Origin of the sequence: Streptomyces sp. NPDC018947 (assembly GCF_044390505.1) — a bacterium.
Lineage (GTDB): Bacteria > Actinomycetota > Actinomycetes > Streptomycetales > Streptomycetaceae > Streptomyces.
Window position 1 is genome coordinate 169805 of the sequence record NZ_JBIRZD010000018.1, and the last position, 12867, is coordinate 182671.

10 protein-coding genes are annotated in these 12867 nt (G+C 74.2%); 5 read left to right on the plus strand and 5 right to left on the minus strand.

Annotation, left to right across the window (positions count from 1 at the left end; genetic code table 11):
* Window positions 1-55 precede the first annotated feature (55 nt).
* From ACH499_RS29635 to mtnA, 5 genes are all read right to left on the minus strand, one after another.
* A complete protein-coding gene (locus ACH499_RS29635) occupies window positions 56-937 on the minus strand; it encodes a ComF family protein (protein ID WP_399019586.1) in 882 nt (293 codons plus the stop codon).
* Between the two features lie 137 nt (window positions 938-1074).
* Entirely contained in the window at window positions 1075-2916 is a 1842-nt protein-coding gene (locus ACH499_RS29640) for an LpqB family beta-propeller domain-containing protein (protein WP_399019588.1), read from the minus strand.
* The gene (gene mtrB / locus ACH499_RS29645; RefSeq protein WP_399019590.1) at window positions 2906-4969 is read right to left on the minus strand and encodes an MtrAB system histidine kinase MtrB; all 2064 of its coding nucleotides are present in this window, start codon (window positions 4967-4969) and stop codon (window positions 2906-2908) included. Before mtrB ends, ACH499_RS29640 begins: the two co-directional genes overlap by 11 nt.
* Before the next feature lies 1 nt (window position 4970).
* Complete coding sequence (gene mtrA / locus ACH499_RS29650) at window positions 4971-5660, minus strand: two-component system response regulator MtrA (RefSeq protein WP_003975799.1); 690 nt, start codon at window positions 5658-5660, stop codon at window positions 4971-4973.
* Between the two features lie 205 nt (window positions 5661-5865).
* Window positions 5866-7008 carry an S-methyl-5-thioribose-1-phosphate isomerase gene (gene mtnA / locus ACH499_RS29655; protein WP_356207180.1) on the minus strand — a complete coding sequence of 381 codons (1143 nt, stop codon included), beginning with the start codon at window positions 7006-7008 and terminating at the stop codon, window positions 5866-5868.
* Window positions 7009-7148: 140 nt separating this feature from the next.
* On the opposite strand from mtnA, the gene ACH499_RS29660 reads away from it, so the two are divergent.
* From ACH499_RS29660 to ACH499_RS29680, 5 genes are read left to right on the plus strand one after another with little or no spacing between them, the layout of a single operon-like run.
* On the plus strand, window positions 7149-8462 hold the full coding sequence (locus tag ACH499_RS29660; protein WP_399019592.1) for a glycerophosphoryl diester phosphodiesterase membrane domain-containing protein: 1314 nt from the start codon (window positions 7149-7151) through the stop codon (window positions 8460-8462).
* A gap of 4 nt (window positions 8463-8466) precedes the next feature.
* Entirely contained in the window at window positions 8467-9225 is a 759-nt protein-coding gene (locus ACH499_RS29665; RefSeq protein WP_399019594.1) for a DUF4129 domain-containing protein, read from the plus strand.
* Window positions 9222-10436 (plus strand): DUF4350 domain-containing protein, encoded by a 1215-nt coding sequence (locus ACH499_RS29670; protein WP_399019596.1) that lies wholly within the window; start codon window positions 9222-9224, stop codon window positions 10434-10436. Before ACH499_RS29665 ends, ACH499_RS29670 begins: the two co-directional genes overlap by 4 nt.
* A complete protein-coding gene (locus ACH499_RS29675) occupies window positions 10436-11425 on the plus strand; it encodes a MoxR family ATPase (protein ID WP_356207170.1) in 990 nt (329 codons plus the stop codon). Before ACH499_RS29670 ends, ACH499_RS29675 begins: the two co-directional genes overlap by 1 nt.
* On the plus strand, window positions 11425-12735 hold the full coding sequence (locus ACH499_RS29680; RefSeq protein WP_399019598.1) for a DUF58 domain-containing protein: 1311 nt from the start codon (window positions 11425-11427) through the stop codon (window positions 12733-12735). Before ACH499_RS29675 ends, ACH499_RS29680 begins: the two co-directional genes overlap by 1 nt.
* Window positions 12736-12867 lie beyond the last annotated feature (132 nt).

Below are 12867 nucleotides of genomic sequence, written 5' to 3' on the forward strand. Positions count from 1 at the left end.
AGCTCCCTTCCGGTGAATTGACCCTGTCAATACCTGCAACGAGGCAAGTAGTCGATCAGTTCCGGTTTATTTCGAAAGCATCTGGTGAGGCCGCGACCACCGCCGCGCAGATCAGTTCACGGTTCACGTGACCGCCTCCGTTCGAGCCCGTCTTTCCGGGCCCGGTCTTCCGTTCCTCTCTGCCTTCCCAAGCCGCGCGGGGATACACAGCCGATTTCGTCTTCCTGTACGTCCGCTCACCCGGATCAAGCCCATCCGGGCCCCGGCCCGCCGCCCGCAGGGCACGCGCCGCCTCCGCGAGCGACGCCCCGGTGGTCATCAGGTCGTCGACGAGCACGACCGGCCCGCCGCCGAGGAGCCGGGCCCCGCCCGGAGCCACCGCCAGCGCACCGGCGAGGTTGTCCCGCCGCTGCCGGGCGTCCAGCCCCGACTGGTCCGCCACCGGATGCCGCTGCCGCAGTACGGCGAGCACCCGGGCCGGCGTCCCGCGGCGCCGCAGCTCCCCGGCCGCCGCGAGGGCGATCCGCCGTGCCGGGTCGTGCCCGCGCGCCCGCACCGCCCGGCGCGCGGACGGCACCGGCACCAGCAGCACCGGCCCGCGCGCACCCGGGGACCGCACGTCACCGCGGCCCGGCGAGCACGCCTCGCGGAGCCCGGCCCGTACGGCACCCGCGAGCGCCGTGCCGAGCGGGCCGGCGAGGGCCAGCGCGCCGCGTTCCTTGTGCGCCAGCAGCACGGCCCGCGTCTCGTCCGCGTACCGTGCCGCCGCGTGCACGGCCGGCAGCCCGGGCGGCGCGGGGTCCGGACGCACCCGGCGCGGCCGGCTCCCGCTCAGCGCCGTACGGCACCGCGGGCACAGCACCGCGCGGGCCCTGCCGCAGCCTCCGCAGTCCGCCGGCAGCACCAGGTCGGTCAGGTCCCGCCACCACCCGCGCATGGCCCCACTGTGCCGACGCCCCCGCCGCCCCGCCAGGCCTGTGGAAAAGCCCCCCGGCACCCCCTGGGGACAACTCCGCGCCGGGGCCGACCGGCATCACCCGCACGGGTGACGCGCGTACCGGCGTGCCCCTCGCCTCACCCCGGATAGACCGGCGCCGTCCCCTCCGTCACCTTCTGCCACTGCATACCCGACGGCAGCCGCACGATCAGGTCCTCCGAGTACGCCACCAGCGGCAGCCGCTCGTCCTCGGTCGCGGCGATCTCCTTCACCCCGGTCAGCGCGGCCGGCACCGACGCCTCCGGTGTGGAGCCGTCGACCTGGACGTACCCGATCTGCTGGACGCCCCCGCTCTCCCGCCCCACCACCACCAGCCGGCTGTCACCGGCCCAGGACATGGCCGTGACCTCCTCCAGCTCGGGTGTGGCCGAGCGCAGTTCGACGACGGTGACCGTGGGCCGCTCCTCGGCCCGCCCGTCGCGTTCGACCCGCCCGATGAGCAGCGACCGCTTGCCGTCCTTCTCGACGACCAGCGCGATCCGCACCCCGTCGGCCGCGACCCGCACGGACTGCACCCGGCCGTCCAGCCCCGGGATCCGCACGGGCACCGGCACGCCCGCGCCGTCCTTCAGCAGCAGCAGCCGGGGATCGGCCGGGTTCCGGTCGGCGATCCACAGGTCGCCCTGCGCGTCCCAGCTCGGCGACGTCAGCCGCTCCGCCTCCGTCTTGCCCGCGCTGACCAGCAGGGGCTCCCCCAGCGAGCCGCCCGGCACCAGCGAACCCACGTACAGCGACTTGGAGTCGAAGCCGATACCGGCCGCGCTGTGCTCGTCGCGCGAGACCGCCACCGACCTCAGCGCGGTCGTCCCCTCGCCCAGCGCGCCGGGCACGGGTTCGGGGCGGGTGCCGTTGCTGCCCGCGGCGATCCGCACCAGCCGGTGCTCGGCGTCCACGAAGTACAGGTAGTCGGGCCGCTGCGCCGAACCGCGCCACGCGACCGTCTCGGCCCGCTCCTCGGAGAGCGAGCACAGCCTCTTGCCACCCGAGGTCAGCTCCACCTCGTCCACCGCGGGAGTGAGGCTCTGCAGGGTGAACAGGAGCTGGGCCGCCATCTCGTCGCACCTGTCCGAACCGACCCCGCGGGCCCGGGCGTTCAGCGGCACGGTCAGCTTGTCCCGGTCGTCGGGCGCCAGCGAGTCGGTGCCGTCCGCCAGCGCCGTACCGGTCGGGAAGCCGGACCTGACCACCGGCCCCAGCAGGCTCGTCGGCCCGCTGATCAGCGAGCGGACCACCTGCGTCAACGGATCCACGAGCCGCCGCACATAGACGGGATCGGCGACGGCCGCCGGCTGCGCGCTCGTACCGGCCCCGGTCTTCGGGACCGTGTCGGAGGCGAAGTAGTACTTGTTGACGGACATGTAGGTGCGCTGGAAGTCCGACTTGCCCATGATGACGCCCTGCGGCAGGACGTCGATGCGCCACTGCCGGGTCTTGGGGTCCCGGCTCAGGTGCACCGGCTCGCGGTACCGGCCGCTAGCGGGCGCGTACGACTGCTGCGCGTCCACGGTGGCGACACGGGTGCCGGTCAGGGTGACCGAGTAGTCGTTGGCGTCCTCGCGGCTCGCCGAGTGGTCGGACTCGGTGCCGGGCCCGCCCGCGAGGACCGTCGTGGACCGCTCCGGCCGCCAGGTCTTCGCCGCGTCGCCCGTCAGATACTTGCGCGCCGTCTCGTAGTGCGGATCGTTGCTGGTCAGCGCTTCCAGAAAGCCCTGCACGATCTCCGACGGCGAAGCGTCCTCGGCCGGCGGCATGGCGAACACCCGCACCTGCGGGTCCTGCCGGGGCGTGGACTCCACGCCGCGCAGATCCCCCCGGTCGGGCATGGACGCACACCCCGCCAGCAGTACGACGCCGCAGACCGCGTACGTCACCGCGCGCGTCGGCGTGCGCCGGCCGCTCCCCTCGCGGTCAGCGCCCACGAAATGCCTCCCCTTGCCTGCGCTGTTCCTCCGGCCCGGCGTCGGGGCGGCCGGCCGCCTCCGGCGCGGGCCCGCCGTCCTGTTTCCGGGCGCCCGAGACGGGCCGCGGCACCACGCGCGCGCCGTTGCCGGGCAGCGCCGTGGGATCGGCGGTGGCGGTCGGTGCCGGGCGCGGTATCGGATCCCGCGCGGGCCCCGCCGACGCCTGACCCGACGCCGTCTGCGCCGGGACCGTGGCCGCCTTGCCGGTGCCCTGCGGCCGGCCGGATTCCCCCGCCTCGTTCAGCCCTCGATTGCGCCGCGAGTCAGACGGCTCCAGCGGTATCGGCGAACCCCTCAGCGGCTCGTCCGCGGTCCTCGGCAGCGTCAGCCGGAACTGCGAACCGCCGCCCGGCTCGCCCCAGGCCTGCAACCAGCCGCCGTGCAGCCGCGCGTCCTCCAGGGCGATGGACAGTCCGAGCCCGGTACCGCCGGTGGTGCGCGCGCGTGCCGGGTCGGCCCGCCAGAAGCGGCTGAACACGCGGGTCGCCTCGCCGGGCTTGAGCCCGACGCCGTAGTCGCGCACCGCGACGGCGACCGCGCCGCCGGCCGCGGCGAGCCGGACGACGACGTCCTTGCCCTCCCCGTGCTCGACGGCGTTGACGACGAGGTTGCGCAGCACCCGCTCGACACGCCGGGCGTCCGCCTCGGCGACGACGGGCTGCTGGTCGCCGACGACACGAATCCGCGTGCCCTTGCGCTCGGCGAGCGGCTCGGCCCCGCTGACGACCCGCCGTACGACCTCGCGGAGGTCTATCGGCTCGGCCTCCAGGGCCGCGGCGCCGGCGTCGAAGCGGCTGATCTCCAGCAGGTCCGCGAGCAGCGTCTCGAACCGGTCGAGCTGGTCCGCGAGCAGTTCCGCCGACCGCGCGGTCACCGGATCGAAGTCCACGCGCGCGTCGTGGATGACGTCGGCCGCCATCCGCACGGTCGTCAGCGGGGTGCGCAGCTCGTGCGAGACGTCGGAGACGAACCGCCGCTGCATCCGCGACAGGTCCTCGAGCTGGCTGATCTTGAGCTGGAGGTTCTGCGCCATCTTGTTGAAGGCCTCGCCGAGCCGCGCGATGTCGTCCTCGCCGGTGACCTTCATCCGCTCCTGGAGCCGCCCGGCGGACAGCCGCTCGGCGATGCTCGCGGCCATCCGCACCGGGGTGACGACCTGGCGCACCACCAGCCAGGCGATGGCCCCGAGGAGGACGACGACGAACAGCCCCGCGGTCGCCAGCGTGCCCTTGACGAGGCTGAGCGACTTCTCCTCCTGCGTCAGCGGGAAGAGGTAGTAGAGCTGGTACGGCTCGCCGTTGGGGTCGTTGACCTGCTTGCCGATGACCAGGCCCGGCTGGGACGCCTGGTCGGAGTCGTAGACGATCCGCGTGTAGCTCTGGGCCGCCGCGGGGTCGCCGTCGATCCGCTCCCGAAGCTCCTCGGGGACGCTGGCCGACCAGTTGACCAGGCCGGAGGCGCGCGGACCGCGCCCGCTGCCGCTTTCCCCGCCCATCGGGAGGGTGACCACGTCGAAGGCGCCCTGGCCGCCGCTGGAGAGGGACTTCACGAGATCGCTCATCCACTGGATGACGTTCTGCGGCGGACGGCCGTCCACGGAGGCGCCTTCGTCGCCGTTCGTGCTCGCCGTCTCCTCGGCCTTCTGCTTGGCCACCGCGAAACCTCCGGTGGCCTGGCTCTGCGACGCCTTCACCTTGGCGTCCAGCAGGCCGTTGCGGACCTGTCCGATGACGACGAAGCCGAGCAGCAGCACCACGCCGAGCGACATCAGCAGCGTGGTGACGACGATCTTGAGCTGGATGTTGCGCCGCCACAGCCGCATGACGGGCAGCAGCGGCCGGCGCACCCAGCGCACGAACAGACGGAGCACCGGGCTGCCCTGCACCCCGCCGTTGAGGAGCCCGCCTTCCAGCAGGCGGGCCCAGCGGGAGCGCGCGGGCCTGTGGCCGACAGGCCGCCCCGCGCGGTCCCCGGACCGGCCGGGCGCCGTGGCGGCACTGTCCTTGCTCATGTCAGCTCGGTCCGGCCTTGTAACCGACGCCACGAACGGTCACCACGATCTCCGGCTTCTCCGGGTCCTTCTCGACCTTGGAGCGCAGCCGCTGCACATGCACGTTGACCAGCCGGGTGTCGGCCGCGTGCCGGTAGCCCCAGACCTGCTCCAGGAGCACCTCGCGCGTGAACACCTGCCACGGCTTGCGGGCCAGGGCGACCAGCAGGTCGAACTCCAGCGGCGTCAGCGCGATCGACTGCCCGTCCCGCTTCACGGAGTGCCCGGCCACGTCGATGACCAGGTCGCCTATGGCGAGCTGCTCCGGCGCCGGCTCCTCCGACCTGCGCAGCCGCGCCCGGATGCGGGCCACCAGTTCCTTGGGCTTGAACGGCTTCACGATGTAGTCGTCGGCGCCCGACTCCAGGCCCACGACCACGTCCACGGTGTCGCTCTTGGCCGTCAGCATCACGATCGGTACGCCGGACTCCGCCCGGATCAGGCGGCAGACCTCGATGCCGTCCCGGCCGGGGAGCATGAGGTCGAGCAGCACCAGGTCGGGCTTGGTCTCACGGAAGGCGGCCAGCGCCTTGTCGCCGTCGGCTACGAAAGACGGCTCAAAACCCTCACCACGCAGCACAATGCCGAGCATCTCGGCCAGTGCGGTGTCGTCGTCGACGACAAGGACTCGTCCCTTCATAAACGACATCATCCCATTCTCGTAACGGCGGCAGACGTGCTGGTGAGCGAGGTCACTGGCCTGTGACGATAGTCGTACCGAGCGGTCACTGTCTGCCCCGCTCCACCACCGCCAGCCCCGCCCCCGGCGCCCTCTCACGGGGCGTCCGCACGGCACTACGCAGCGCTAGGCGCCCGCCCGCGGCACACCGGCCGCCGAAACGGTCCCGGGAACCCGGTCAGCCGGCCGCCGCCCGGCGCTTCCTGGCGCACAGCTCGGCGACACCCTCGCCGGTCACCGGCGAGACCACACCCTCCTCGGTGACGATCGCCGTCACCAGCTCGGGCGGCGTCACGTCGAAGGCCGGGTTGTACGCCTGCGTCCCGAGCGGCGCGACCGGGATCCCGCCGCCCGCTCCGGTCACCGGCGCCTGCGGAGCGGCCACCTCGGTCACCTCGTGGCCGGGGCGCTGCTCGACCTCGACGGACGCCCCGTCCGGCGTGGCCTCGTCCACCGTCGTCACCGGCGCCACCACGATGAACGGCACGTGGTGATACCGCGCCAGCACCGCGAGCGGATAGCTCCCCACCTTGTTCGCCACCGACCCGTCGGCCGCGATCCGGTCGGCACCGATCAGCACCGCGTCCACCTCGCCCGCCGCGAAGAGCGAGCCGGCCGCGTTGTCGGTGAGCAGGGTGTACGGCATGTCGTGGCGTGCCGCCTCGTACGCCGTCAGCCGGGCGCCCTGCAGCAGCGGACGGGTCTCGTCCACCCACAGGCGCCTGAGCCGTCCGGCCCGGTGCGCGGCGAGCGCCACCGCGAACGCCGTCCCCTCCCCGCCCGACACCAGCGAGCCCGTATTGCAGTGCGTGAGGACGCGGTGCCCGCCGGCGGGCAGCAGCTCGTCCAGCAGCGCCAGCCCGTGCCCGGCCATGCGGACGCTGGCCTCGGCGTCCTCCCGGTGCAGGGCCCGCGCCTCGGCCAGCGCCGCCGCGGCGGCCTGCCGGGCGTCGCCGGTCCCGGCCAGCGCCTCCCGGTGGGCGTCCTGCGCCCGGCGCACGCCGTAGGCGAGGTTGACCGCGGTGGGGCGGGCCCCGGCCAGCGCGGCGGCGGCCTCCTCCACGTCGAAGCCGCGGACGGCGGCGAGCGCGACGCCGTAGGCGCCGGCGATGCCGAGCAGCGGCGCACCGCGCACGGCCAGGGCGCGGATCGCGTCCACGAGCGCGGACGGGTCCGTGCAGACCAGCTCGACCTCCTCGGAGGGCAGCCTCGTCTGGTCCAGGAGGACCAGCACCGGGCCCTCGGGTGGTTCCTCCCAGCGGAGGGCGGATATTCCGGTCGGCCGCTTGTCCTCGCCGCTTCGCGCGTACTGATCAGCCATGCGGTCAGTCTGCCCCCATTCCGGCGGACCATTGAAGGGGCACCGCCCCCACCTCGCCCGGTCCACAGCAGCCCGCCCCATGGCACGATGGCTGCCAACCCGCCGCCGCGAACGCGGACGGGCACCGTGAAGGAGCGACGATGAACGACACTCCGGGCTGGACCTCGCCCGGATCCGCCCCGTCCGACGGGCGGGAGCCCGGCACGTCCGGCCCCGACCAGCCCGCGGACCGGCCGGACACGGAACCTGCGAGCCCCGGCACGAAGTGGTCCAAGGAGCAGCCGCCCCCCGGCCAGTGGTCGACGCCCGGCGCCCCCGGACAGGCCCCGTCTCCCCCACCGCCCCGCACCGGCTGGGGCGCCCCGCCCCCGGGCACCCCAGGCGGCCCGGGCGGATACGGCGGCCAAGGCGGCGGCTACGGCCGCCCCGGCGGACACGGGGGCTGGGGCGGCGGCTGGGGAGGCCCCCCGCCCGCGGCCAAGCCCGGCGTGATTCCGCTCCGCCCGCTCGGCGTCGGCGAGATCCTCGACGGCGCCGTCTCCACCATGCGCACCCACTGGCGCACGGTCCTCGGCATCTCGCTGACGGTCGCGATCTTCACCGAGGTCGTCGTCGTGCTGCTCCGGGGCTTCGTCCTGGAGAACACCGGCTCCGACGTCCTCAGCGACCCCGACGCCACCCTCGGCGAACTCGGCGACGCGCTCACCGAGAGCACGATCAACTCCGGCGTCGTCTTCCTGATCTCCCTGATCGGCACCGTCCTGGCCACGGCCCTGCTGACCACCGTCACCAGCCGCGCCGTGCTCGGCAGGCGGGTGACCACGGGCGAGGCCTGGCGGGACGCCCGCCCGCGGACGGTGAGGCTGTTCGGCCTGATCGTGCTGCTCCTCCTCATCGTCGCCGCCCTCCTCGTGGCCGGCATGGTGCCCGGTCTGCTCGTCGCCGCGACGGTGGGCGGCGAGGCCGGCGTCGCCCTGACCGCCCTGGGGTTCATGGCGGGCGGCGTCGTCGCCGTCTGGCTCATGGTCCGCTTCTCCCTGGCCTCCCCCGCGCTGATGCTGGAGAAGCAGGGCATCAAGAAGGCGATGGCCCGCTCCGCCAAGCTGGTCCGCGGCTCCTGGTGGCGCGTCTTCGGCATCCAGCTCCTCGCGACGGTCATCGCCAACGTCGTCGCGTCGATCATCGTGCTCCCCTTCGCCTTCCTCGCCACCACCGTCGACGGCGGCGGCGTCAACGGCTTCCTCCAGGGCAGCGGCGACCTCGGCTGGGCCTTCCTCGTCATCAGCGGCATCGGCGCGGTGATCGGATCCATGATCACCTTCCCGATCACGGCGGGCGTCACGGTGCTCCTCTACATCGACCAGCGCATCCGCCGCGAGGCCCTCGACCTCGAACTGGCCCGGGCCGCCGGCCTCCAGGACCCCGGCGCCCCCGGCGCCGTCCCGGGGGGCTGATGCGGTGAGCCCGGCGGGGGGAGTTCTCACGGAGGTGCTGCCACGCGCCGCCGTACGGACGTCGCTGCGCGTCGGCGACGTTTCCGCAAGGTCCCTGGCGCACTCCGGCGACGAACCGCCGGTGACGGTCCCGCGCGACCCCGCCCGGGAGGCGGCTCGGCGCGAGCTGACCAAGGGCATGTACCACGAGAACGACCCCGGCTGGTTCCAGCGGGCCCTGGACGCCCTCTGGAACTGGATCGGCGACCTGTTCAGCGCCGCTTCCACCGCGACCCCCGGGGGGATGCTCGGCCTGATCGTCATCGTCCTGGCCGTCGTGGCGGTGCTCGGCGCGCTCTGGTGGCGCCTCGGCACCCCGCGCCGCCGGCCGGTCTCGGCACCCGCCCTGTTCGACGACCGCCCGCGCAGCGCCGCCGACCACCGCGCCGCCGCCGAGGCGCACGCCGCCCAGGGCCACTGGAACCAGGCCGTCCAGGAACGCATGCGGGCCGTCGTCCGCTCCCTGGAGGAGCGCGCCCTCCTCGACATCCGCCCCGGCCGCACCGCCGACGAGGCGGCCGCGGAGGCCGGCCGCGCCCTGCCCGCCCACAGCGACCGGCTGCGCGCCGCGGCCCGGGACTTCGACGACGTCGCATACGGCGGCCGGCCCGGCACCGAGCAGACGTACCGGCGCCTGACCGACCTCGACCGCGACCTGGAACGCGGCAAGCCGGACCTGGCCGGCGCCCACGCCCCGAACACCCGCCCGGGAGCCGCCGGATGACCACCGAGGCCACGCTCCCCACCACCTCGGCCTCGCCCACCGCCCGCCAGTGGTGGACCCGCACCCGAGGCATCGCCCTCGCGCTCGTCCTGCTGCTCGCCGGCGCCGTGGCGATCGCCGTCGTCCGCTCCGACGCCCGGCACGGCGCGCTCGACCCGCGCTCCGCCGACCCCTACGGCAGCCGCGCCGTCGCCGAACTCCTCGCCGACCACGGCGTGTCCACCCGCGTGGTCACCACCCTGGCCGACGCCCGCGCCTCGACCGGCCCGGACACCACCCTCCTGGTCGCCGTCCCCGACCTGCTGACCGAGCGCCGGCAGACCGAACTGCGCGCCGCCACCGCCGGCTCCGGCGGACGCACCGTCCTCGTGGCCCCCGGCGACTCCTCCGTGGAACGACTCGCCCCCGGCGTCACCGTCGACCCCGTCCGCGGCCGCGACTCGACACTGTCCCCCGCCTGCGACTTCCCCACCGCCCTCCGCGCGGGCGACGCCGACACGGGAGGCCTGCGCTACAGCAGCAGCGACCCGCGGGCCGACGCCTGCTACCCGAGCCGGCGCCTGGCCACCCTGCTCCGCGTCCCCGAGCAGGCCACGCGAACGCCCGGCGAAGCGGCCTCCGGTGACACGATCGTCCTCGGCTCGCCCGACATCCTCGCCAACAACCGCCTCAGCGAGCACGGCAACGCCTCGCTCGCCCTGCAACTCCTCGGCTCCCGCCCCCACCTGGTCTGGTACCTCCCCTCCCTGTCCGACGACGCCGTCGCCCCGGACGAGGAACGCGGCTTCTTCGACCTGCTCCCCTCCGGCTGGCTCTGGGGCACGCTCCAGCTCTTCGTCGCCGCGGCGCTCGCCGCCCTGTGGCGGGCACGCCGGCTCGGCCCCCTGGTGCCCGAGGCACTCCCCGTCGCGATCCGCGCCTCCGAGACCACCGAGGGCCGCGCCCGCCTCTACCGCAAGGCCGACGCCCGTGACCGCGCGGCCGCCGCTCTTCGCTCCGCCACCCGCACCCGCCTCGCCCCCCTCGTAGGCGTCCCCGTCGCCCAGGCGCACGCGCCCGAGGCCCTCCTCCCTGCGCTCTCCGCCCACCTCCACGGCGACGGACAGCCCCTGCACGCCCTCCTCTTCGGCCCGCCGCCCGGCGACGACGCGGCACTCATCGCCCTCGCCGACCACCTCGACGCCCTCGAAAGAGAGGTACGCCGTCCATGATGGACCCGACCACTGACAACGCCGGGCGGACCGGGGACCCGGGCAACGCCCGCGCCTCCCTGGAGGCCCTGCGCGCCGAGATCGCCAAGGCCGTGGTCGGCCAGGACGCCGCCGTCACCGGCCTCGTCGTAGCGCTCCTGTGCCGCGGCCACGTCCTCCTCGAAGGCGTCCCCGGAGTCGCCAAAACCCTCCTCGTCCGCTCCCTCGCCGCGGCCACGGAGCTGGACACCAAGCGCGTCCAGTTCACCCCCGACCTGATGCCGAGCGACGTGACCGGCTCCCTCGTCTACGACGCCCGCACCGCCGAGTTCTCCTTCCAGCCCGGCCCCGTCTTCACCAACCTGCTCCTCGCCGACGAGATCAACCGCACGCCCCCGAAGACCCAGTCGTCCCTCCTGGAGGCCATGGAGGAACGCCAGGTCACGGTCGACGGCACCCCGCGGCCGCTCCCCGAGCCCTTCCTGGTCGCGGCCACCCAGAACCCGGTCGAGTACGAGGGCACCTACCCCCTGCCCGAGGCCCAGTTGGACCGCTTCCTCCTCAAGCTCACCGTCCCGCTCCCCTCCCGCCAGGACGAGATCGACGTCCTGTCCCGCCACGCCGCGGGCTTCGACCCGCGCGACCTGCGCGCCGCCGGTGTACGCCCCGTGGCGAGCGCCGCCGACCTGGAAGCGGCCCGCGCCGAGGTCGCCAGGACGACGGTGCACCCGGAGATCACGGCCTACGTGGTGGACATCTGCCGGGCCACCCGCGACTCGCCGTCCCTCACCCTCGGCGTCTCCCCGCGCGGCGCCACGGCCCTGCTGTCGACGTCACGTGCGTGGGCCTGGCTGACCGGCCGCGACTACGTCACCCCCGACGACGTGAAGGCCCTCGCCCTTCCCACCCTCCGCCATCGCGTCCAGCTCCGTCCGGAGGCCGAGATGGAGGGCGTGACCGCCGACTCCGTCATCAACGCGATCCTCGCCCACGTCCCCGTCCCGCGCTGATGGCACTCACCGGACGCGCCGCGCTCATCGCGGCCCTGGGCTCCGTCCCCGTCGGCATCTGGGAGCCGAGCTGGACGGGCATCCTCGCGGTCAACGCCCCGCTGGCGGCGGCCTGCGCCTGCGACTTCGCCCTGGCCGCCCCGGTGCGGCGTCTGCTCCTGTCCCGCTCCGGCGACACCTCCACGCGCCTGGGCGACACCGCGGACGTCACCCTGACGGTCACCAACCCGTCCCGGCGGCCGCTCCGCGCACACCTGCGGGACGCGTGGCCTCCGAGCAGTTGGCAGCGGGGAACGGAGACGGAGGCGTCCCGGCACCGTCTGACGGTGCCGGCCGGTGAGCGCCGCCGCGTGACGACACGCCTGCGGCCCACTCGCCGCGGCGACCGCCGGGCGGACCGCGTCACCATCCGCTCCTACGGTCCGCTGGGCCTCTTCGCCCGTCAGGGCACGCACCAGGTGCCCTGGACCGTACGCGTCCTGCCCCCGTTCACCAGCCGCAAGCACCTCCCGTCCAAGCTGTCGCGCCTGCGCGAACTCGACGGCCGGACCAGCGTGCTGACCCGCGGAGAGGGCACGGAGTTCGACAGCCTGCGCGAGTACGTTCCCGGTGACGACACCCGTTCCATCGACTGGCGCGCGACAGCCCGCCAGTCGTCCGTGGCCGTACGCACCTGGCGTCCCGAACGCGATCGGCACATCCTGCTCGTCCTCGACACCGGCCGGACGTCCGCGGGCCGCGTGGGCGACGCCCCGCGCCTCGACGCGTCGATGGACGCCGCGCTGCTCCTGGCCGCCCTGGCCTCCCGCGCCGGCGACCGCGTCGACCTCCTCGCCTACGACCGCCGGGTACGCGCCCTGGTCCAGGGCAGAACGGCGGGAGACCTTCTGCCGGCCTTGGTCAACGGGATGGCGAACCTGGAGCCGGAGCTCCTGGAAACGGACGGGCGCGGTCTCGCGGCCACGGCACTCCGTTCAGCACCTCGGCGTTCCCTCATCGTGTTGTTCACGACGCTCGACGCGGCACCGGTCGAGGAAGGCCTGCTCCCTGTCCTTCCGCTGCTGACTCAGCGGCACACGGTCCTCGTGGCCTCGGTGGCGGACCCTTATATCTCGCGCATGGCGCGAGCCCGCGGAACCACCGAGGGCGTCTACGAGGCCGCGGCGGCAGCGCAGGCCCAGGCGGAACGCCGCCGCACCGCGGACCAGCTCCGCCGCCACGGTGTGACGGTCGTCGACGCGACACCGGAAGAACTGCCGCCGGCACTGGCCGACGCCTATCTCGAACTGAAAGCAGCGGGACGTCTGTGAATGGCGGGGCGCAATGATGTCGCCCCGCCGCACGAAAGTCCCTGAACGCAGAAAACCCCCGCATCTTCCGATGCGGGGGTTTTCCCTCAATATTTGTTCGGCGGCGTCCTACTCTCCCACAGGGTCCCCCCT